This window comes from Streptomyces sp. NPDC058239 (assembly GCF_042882185.1).
In the GTDB taxonomy this organism is placed as follows: Bacteria; Actinomycetota; Actinomycetes; order Streptomycetales; family Streptomycetaceae; genus Streptomyces.
The window spans coordinates 1-7,552 of sequence record NZ_JBHVWS010000065.1; the positions used below are offsets into that span (position 1 = coordinate 1).

The window sequence follows — 7,552 nt, forward strand, 5'->3', positions numbered from 1 at the left end:
AGGAGACGCTGATGCCGCGCTGCAGCATCAGCTCCTCCACCTCACGGAATGACAACGGGAAGCGGAAGTACAGCCACACGCAGTGGGAGATCACCCCGACCGGGTACCGGTGCCCCTTGTACGACGGCGGCGTACTGCCCACGGACAACCCCCTCCACCATGATCAACCCGAAGATCATCCCACCCGTCAGCCAACGTGACAGTGCCCCGGCGACATGCGGTCGACATTCTCGGTGGCGTTGCTCGTGTTCGTGCCGATGAACAGCACCGGACAGCTGCTCGGCAGGCAGCTGTCCGGCCGGTCCGGTCCTCAGTTGGTGGCGAAGACGCCGAACTCGTTGAGGCCCCAGCCGTATCCGGTGGCGGGTGCGCCGGTCTTGGCGGAGACCCAGCTGTTGACGCTCAGGAGCACGTAGCGGGCCTTGACCTTGGGGAAGGTGTACGAGTGCGGCTGGCCGCATTTCTGGACGCCGTGGGCGGCGCAGTCGGTGGTGCCGCCGGAGTCGGCTTCGCCGGCCACGGTTGTCCAGTTGGTGCCGTCCTGCGAGACCTTGAGGTCATAACTTGTCGGGTAGTTCTCCCAGTCGGGGTTGACTTCCATCCGGCTGACCGCGGTGCTGGCGCCCAGGTCGACCTTCATGCTCCAGGGATCGCTGGTGGTCGACTGTGCCATGGTCGTGAGATTGCCGTCGACGGCGTTCTCGGTGGGCTTGCCCCAGCCGGTTGCCGGGGTGCCGTTGATCATCGTGACCGGCTTGTGGGCGGCGAGATTCACGGGCTTCGCGGGCGGGGGGGTGGTCGAAGCGCCCCAGCTCTGCGGCGCCGCGTTCATGGTGAACTTGAGGTTTCCACCGCCGGTGAGGTCGGAGTGGCTCAGGAACGGCTTGGTGATGCTCTTGCCGTTGAGGCTGAGTCCCTTCACGTACGGCTTGAGTTCTGCGCCCTTGGATTTGATCACCAGCGGCTTGGTGGTCCCGGGCAGCCGAAGCGTGACCTTGTCGAACAGGGGGCTGCCCACCGCGTACTCACCGGAGGCCGGGTTGACGGGGTAGAAACCCATCGCGGAGAACAGGTACCAGGCGGACATCTGACCGCAGTCGTCGTTGCCGGAGAGACCGTCGGGGGCGGCGTGGTAGTTCTCGTCGGCGATCTGGCGGACCAGTTCCTGGGTCTTCCATGGCCGGCCGGCGTAGTCGTACAGGTAGGGAGAGTGGTGGCTGGGCTCGTTGGTGTGGTTGTTGTGCCCGCCGTCGAAGTAGCTGTCGAGCCACTCGGTGAACTTGGCGTCGCCGCCCTTCAGGGCGATCAGGCCAGGGACGTCATGCATGACATCGTTGGTGTAAACCCACTTGTCACCCTCGGTCCAGCCGCCGTTGTTCCAGGAACCGTCGAAGTTGCGGGCCTGCATGAAGCCCGTCGTGGGGTTGTACAGGTTCTTGTAGTTCTTGCTGCGGTCCAGGAAGAACTTGGCGTCGTCGGTCTTGCCGGCGGCCCTGGCGACCTGTGCGACGGCCCAGTCCTCGTAGGCGTAGTCAAGGGTGCGGCTGCCTGCTTCCGCGGTGCGGTCGGCGGCGACCCAGCCGTTCTGCTTGTACGTCGTCAGGCCTGCGCGCGCCTCGGCGGGCGTTCCCTCCTGCCGGTCGCCCCACCACAACTCGGTGTCCTTGTCGGGAGGCGTCATCGCGTTCTTGCGGACGGCCTCGTAGGCGAGGTCCCGGTCGAACCCGTCGAAGCCCTTGGCGATGGCCTCCGCGATGATCGAGTCGGCGTTCGTGCCCACCATGATGTTGGTCTCGGCGAAGTTCTTCCACATGGGAAGCCAGCCGCTTTGCTTGTAGTCCTGAAGCATCGAGGTGACCATGTCGTCGATGCGTTCCGGAGCGAAGAGAGTGAGGAAAGCGTTCTGCGCCCGGAAGGTGTCCCAGAGCGAGTATCCGGTGTAGCTCACGCCGTCGTGGACCTGGTCGTCGTAGGCGCTGTAGTAGCGGCCTTGCTCGGACATCTCCGAGGGGTACTGCAACGCGTGGTACATGCTGGTGTAGAAAGTGGTGCGCTGGTCGGGCGTGGCGCCGGAGATGTCGACGCGGTCGAGCTTGTCGGCCCAGGCGGCCCTGGTCTTGGCCGCGGTCGCATCGAAGCTCTGGCCGTCGGGAACCTCTGCATTGAGGTTGGCCCGCGCCTGGTCCACCGAGATGAACGAGGTCGCGATCCGGACGTTGACCCTCTCGCTGCCGGCGGGGAACCGGACGTAGCCTGCGAGGTCCTGGTCCGTGCGGTCGCCCTCCCCGTCGAACCGAGTCGCACCCTTGGCCGTGCCGTAGCTGTCGAATGCGGTGTCGAAACGCGCGACGAAGTACCCCTTGAAGCCAGGTGCCTTGGACGGGCCGAGCTTGCTGTCCTGACGGTCGGGGTTGTAGCCGGTGATCTCCTTCTTGGCCGGGTCGATGTGCACATTCCCCGTGATGCCGGACCGGGTGGCCTGCATCACGAAGTTCGTCGCGACCCCCTTCGGGTAGGTCAGCCGCAGGTGACCGACCCGGGAGGTTCCGGTGAGTTCGGCCTTGAGTACCTGCCCGGGCGCAGGAGTCATGTTCACCGTGTACTTGTCCGGCGCGGCAGTCTCATCGGCGTGAGTGAAGGGCAGGCCTCGATCCGCCGCGGCCGTCTTGACCGCACCGATTCCGGGCATGCCCACCACATAGCCGGAGTCGCCCATCCAGATCGCCGGCTGATGCGTGCCGATGAACCCGGTGATCTTCGTGTCGTTGTGGTGGTAGGGCAGCCTGCTGACGTAGTTGGTGCGGGTCATCGGCGACCATCGGGTCATCGCGAAAGGGGGCGCCGTACTGGGGATCATGCCCCCGTACTCGGTGCTGTTGGCGCCCGCCGTCCCGATGAGGGGATTGACATGCGTGACGTTGGACGCCGCAGTCGCCTCGGACGGCGCTGCGGCCGCCGGGTCTGTCGCGCCGATCCACGGGACCAATGCGGCCAGCAGTCCGCCCGCGATCAGGGCTGCCAGCCCCCTGGGGGCCCGCTTCGCGCGTCTCGCGAGCGAAGTCCGGGCCGGGGCTCTCCCCGGACTGTCCGTATACCGGCTTGTGTTCATCAATGCCTCCAGAGTGGAAAATCGATAGACAACGTTGTCAAGAGCTCTGGGAACGGAGCCTGAGGAGATCTACAAGGTGCTTGCCGCAGGCCCCCGGTCGTGCCGGTCGACCGACCGGCCGCCGCGGTAGGTGGCCACAGCGACCGCCCAGGCACCCGAGCAATTGCCCACATCTAACTGGCCAGGCGCATACTGAGCAAGGCCTTGTAGCAAGAAAAATGCGTGGTCATGGTTTGTTTGATCACATGCACGCATTTCTCATGCGAAACATGCACGGATGGCTCTCGCGATCAGGCCATTGCCGGGCAGGACCGCATCGAACATCGTCGGGCCCTCCCTGACACCTGACCTTGTCCAACTCGTGGCGGGATGGGACGGTGGTGAGTGCTGATCAGGAGGGTACTGCGGCACGGAACGCGAGCCCGGTTCCGCCCACACGCAGTGGGCCGCCCGCGGCGCGGATGAACAGCGCCTCGCCCCGGCGCGGGGTCTCGCGCGCCGACCCGCGTTCGCCAGTGAGCTCGCCCTCGACGCACAGCAGCGCGCCTGGGCCGGGAGCGTTGATTTCGACACCGCGGCGGATTCGGGTGAGCTGGAACTGGGCCGCCGGGGTGGGGTACAGGTCCTCCCCGTTGGCCCCCTCCACGGCCCGCACCAGTTCGGCCGTGGAGGGGGTGAAGTCGGTGACGGCCAGGAGTTCGGCGAGGTCGATGTGCTTGGCCGTCAGCCCGCCGCGCAGGACGTTGTCGGAGTTCGCCATGATCTCCACACCGGTACCGCGGAGGTAGGCGTGGAGGGTGCGGGGTCGGGCGAACAGTGCCTGGCCGGGTGCCAACGTCGGCACCGGCGCCCACGCCGATGAGACCTGACGGACCGGGGCACACACCACGCACGAAAGGACGCGGCCATGGCCACACTCCGCGAGCGGAAAACCTACCGCCAGCAGATCCTCAACGACCTGTACGAAGCCACCGAAGGCAACCGCCTCCTCGGCATCACCGGGGCGAAACTCGGACACGACCTCCACATCCCGGAACAGGACCTGGCCGCCGCCTGCACCTACCTCGCCGGCGAGGGCCTGATCACCGTCGGCTGGGAGCCCGGCAACACACCCGCAATGGTCTCCATGACCCACCAGGTGGACGCGACTGGACCAGAGGGCCATGACCTGCGCGAATCGCCCCGGCGTGGACCACCTGGACCACGCAAGACGCCATCTACAACCTGTGCCAGGTGGGACCGTCACGGCCCAGGGCGGGCAGCCATCTCGCTATCAGTGGCCGGACGCAGTGCCTTCGGAGGGACGGGTACGCACAGGGCGGAGATCTTGGAGCCGAGATCGCCCCTGGGATTCCGGCTGAGCGCCCGCTACAGTCACTCAGCGTGCCTGCGACAGCGCCAAGTTTCGTCTCCCGCCGTCCGTCACGGCGGCCCTCCCTGGGGAGAATCTGGGGAGGATCAGCGCTGCTGGGGAGCGTCTGGGGAGGATCAGCGCTGCTGGGGAGCGTCTGGGGAGAATCGACTACATAAGACTGCACGCCCCTGAAAGACCCTGAAAGATTCTTCTGCGCTGGTCAGAGGCGACTGAAGCTGCATCGCTCCAGGTCGGCGCGACGTGGTAGACAACTTCATGACGAAGGAGCCCTGGAGACTGGGACAAGCAGTGAGCATGCCCTGAATCCTTGTCACTTGAACACGTGCAGACGCGCAGATAGCGCGCTCACGAACGAGCCGGGGGAAAATCTGCGGAGTTTGGAACCATGTCCCCATTGGCCTGACCATCGAGCAGACTGTCGATCGGGCAACGCGCCTCCGGCACGAAGTGGGCATAGTGGTCCAGCGTGATGGTTACAGACGAGTGCCCCAGCCACCTGGCCAGTGTCACCACGGACTCCCCACCCTCAAGGACGATCGAGGTGTACGTGTGCCTCAGCACATGGAAGCCATCCCTGCGCTCCGCCTGCCACTGCCGCGGCTTCGCACACTCGTCTACCTCAAAGCCGCCCCGAAAGAGGTCGACCTCATCCCCGGCTTCACGGGGGACATGACGGGCATCGGCCACCACGGAACCTGCGACCTGGAGCTGCAACTGCGCAGGCAACGGCGTCCGCGATGGGGGTGGGTCCTGCGGTGAGTTCGAGGATGCGGCGGCGGATGCCGGGCTGGCGCACGAGTTCCGCGAGGACGGGGGCGATGTCGTCGCGGGGGACGTCGGCGTAGTCGATGGCCTGTCCGATGCGCTGCCGCTGCCCGGCTGCTTGCTGGCTCCGGTAACCAGCCGCGTTGGTCTCACACCGCGTGGCGACGGTTCGCCGATTACTGCGGAGAAGCACAGGAGGCAGCGGCTGGAGGGGGGCGGACTGGTTGGGGGCGTTGTTGACATAGGCGTACGGCGAGGAGTTGGGCGTTCCGGCCGTGGAGGGTTCCGGGTCGATGGTGGTGAAGCGGCGGTTGGCGGGGCATGGGTGTGGTCGCGTGGGTTCATCCGGCCGCCTATGTATGGGTTTCACGGTGCGGGGGCCTGCCGGTGCGGGACCACGTCCCACCAACCATGGCCGGCTCCGCAGAAACCCGCCAGGCCTGACCGCAGGCGCGCGGAAGGGGAGAACACTACCCGCCCGATCCGCCCCGAATGCCGAAGTTCAACGCTGCGTAGTCAGCACCAAGTCAGCACGGGACAGGTGATCAGGGGTGCTGGCATGCGGTTTCAGGTCAGCACCAAACCAGCACGGGAGTCAGCACCAGGGCAATAAACCATGCCTAATAGCGCAATCCTGACAGGCACCTGCGGGCCTTCAATACGGTCCTCGAAGCAGTCTCGACGTGCCTGTCATGGTGGCCCCGCGCACACCCGGCCAGGGAACTATGGTGTCCCGCCACATGTGCCTCTGACCTGCCCATTCCTACGGTGTGGCGACACGAAACCGTCCCCGCCAACGTCCGGAAGTGGTGTTCATGGCTGCCTCGGCATCCGCCCCGCCGACCACCCGCTCGCTCAAGCGCATCGTCGCCGCAAGCCTCATCGGCACCACCATCGAGTGGTACGACTTCTTCCTGTACGGATCAGCTGCCGCGCTGGTCTTCAACAAGCTGTTCTTCCCCGAGTCCGAGCCGCTCGTCGGCACGCTCCTCTCCTTCCTCACCTACGCGGTCGGCTTCGCCGCCCGGCCGCTCGGTGCCCTGGTGTTCGGGCACTACGGCGACCGGCTCGGCCGCAAGAAGCTGCTGGTGCTCAGCCTGTTGATGATGGGTGGAGCGACATTCGCCATCGGACTGTTGCCGACGCACGCCACGGTCGGGGCCGCGGCCCCTGTACTGCTCACCGTCCTGCGGCTGGTGCAGGGCTTCGCTCTCGGTGGTGAGTGGGGCGGGGCCGTGCTGCTCGTGTCGGAGCACGGGGACGCCAAGCGGCGCGGGTTCTGGGCCTCCTGGCCACAGACGGGTGCGCCGGCCGGGCAGTTGCTCGCCACCGGGGTGCTCTCCGCACTCACCGCGCTGATGTCGAACTCGGCCTTCGGGGCATGGGGCTGGCGCATACCGTTCCTGCTCTCCGGTGTGCTGGTGGTCATCGGCTTGTGGATTCGCCTCTCTGTCGATGAATCACCGGTGTTCAAGGCAGCGCTGGCACAGGCCGAGGAGCGCAAGGCGGTCGCCGCGGCGGCCGAGAAGATGCCGCTCGTCGCAGTGCTGCGACACCACTGGCGCGATGTGCTGATCGCCATGGGAGCCCGGATGGCGGAGAACATCAGCTACTACGTGATCACGGCGTTCATCCTCGTCTACGCGACCACAGCAGCGGACCTGAGCAAGCAGACGGCGCTCAACGCGGTGCTCATCGCCTCGGCCATCCACTTCGCGGTCATCCCGATGTGGGGCGCGCTGTCGGACCGGGTCGGGCGCAAGCCCGTCTATCTCGTCGGTGCGATCGGCGTGGGGCTGTGGATGTTCCCGTTCTTCGCGCTGATCGACAGCCGCAGCTTCGGCAGTCTGCTGCTCGCCGTCACGGTCGGGCTCATCTTCCACGGGGCGATGTACGCGCCGCAGGCGGCCTTCTTCTCGGAGATGTTCGCGACCCGGATGCGGTACTCGGGTGCGTCGATCGGTGCCCAGTTCTCGTCGGTCGCGGCCGGGGCCCCGGCGCCGCTCATCGCCACCGCGCTGCTCGCGGACTTCCACAGCTCGACCCCCATCTCGCTGTATGTCATCGCCGCGGCACTCATCACCGTGCTGGCGGTCGCCTGCGCCAAGGAGACCAGGAACCGGGATCTCGCGGACATCGAGGGGGCTGCCGCGGAGCCGGACGCACCCACGGCGCTGCCGGCCGACGCCCGTACCGTCTGAGCCGTGCTCGCCCGGGGGGGCCCGGGCCCCGGGCCCCCCCGCCCGCGCCGGGTGTGACAGCGGGGGCCGGGGGTAGAAACACGGTGGGGACTCGGGCAGGGG

General features: G+C 66.7%; 4 protein-coding genes and 3 pseudogenes. 3 read left to right on the forward strand and 4 right to left on the reverse strand.

Going from position 1 to position 7,552, the window contains the following annotated elements:
• The 3 genes and pseudogenes from ACFVYE_RS40650 to ACFVYE_RS40660 form a co-directional block, all read right to left on the reverse strand.
• A pseudogene (locus ACFVYE_RS40650) lies at window positions 1–142 on the reverse strand (IS6 family transposase); the annotation flags it as partial.
• 168 nt (window positions 143–310) lie between these two features.
• Window positions 311–3,109: a GH92 family glycosyl hydrolase gene (locus ACFVYE_RS40655; RefSeq protein ID WP_383978140.1), complete on the reverse strand. Its 2,799-nt coding sequence runs from the start codon at window positions 3,107–3,109 to the stop codon at window positions 311–313.
• A gap of 391 nt (window positions 3,110–3,500) precedes the next feature.
• Window positions 3,501–4,127 carry a hypothetical protein gene (locus ACFVYE_RS40660; RefSeq protein ID WP_389608647.1) on the reverse strand — a complete coding sequence of 209 codons (627 nt, stop codon included), beginning with the start codon at window positions 4,125–4,127 and terminating at the stop codon, window positions 3,501–3,503.
• Here ACFVYE_RS40660 and ACFVYE_RS40665 point away from each other — a divergent pair.
• Window positions 4,017–4,247, forward strand: a pseudogene (locus ACFVYE_RS40665) (hypothetical protein); the annotation flags it as partial. The gene ACFVYE_RS40660 and the pseudogene ACFVYE_RS40665 overlap by 111 nt on opposite strands.
• Before the next feature lie 582 nt (window positions 4,248–4,829).
• On the opposite strand, the pseudogene ACFVYE_RS40670 reads toward ACFVYE_RS40665, so the two are convergent.
• A pseudogene (locus tag ACFVYE_RS40670) lies at window positions 4,830–5,087 on the reverse strand (site-specific integrase); the annotation flags it as partial.
• Here ACFVYE_RS40670 and ACFVYE_RS40675 point away from each other — a divergent pair.
• Window positions 5,034–5,243, forward strand: coding sequence for a hypothetical protein (locus ACFVYE_RS40675; RefSeq protein WP_383978148.1), 210 nt, complete (start codon window positions 5,034–5,036; stop codon window positions 5,241–5,243). The pseudogene ACFVYE_RS40670 and the gene ACFVYE_RS40675 sit on opposite strands and share 54 nt — an antisense overlap.
• A gap of 821 nt (window positions 5,244–6,064) precedes the next feature.
• Window positions 6,065–7,450 carry an MFS transporter gene (locus tag ACFVYE_RS40680; protein ID WP_383978143.1) on the forward strand — a complete coding sequence of 462 codons (1,386 nt, stop codon included), beginning with the start codon at window positions 6,065–6,067 and terminating at the stop codon, window positions 7,448–7,450.
• Window positions 7,451–7,552: the final 102 nt, after the last annotated feature.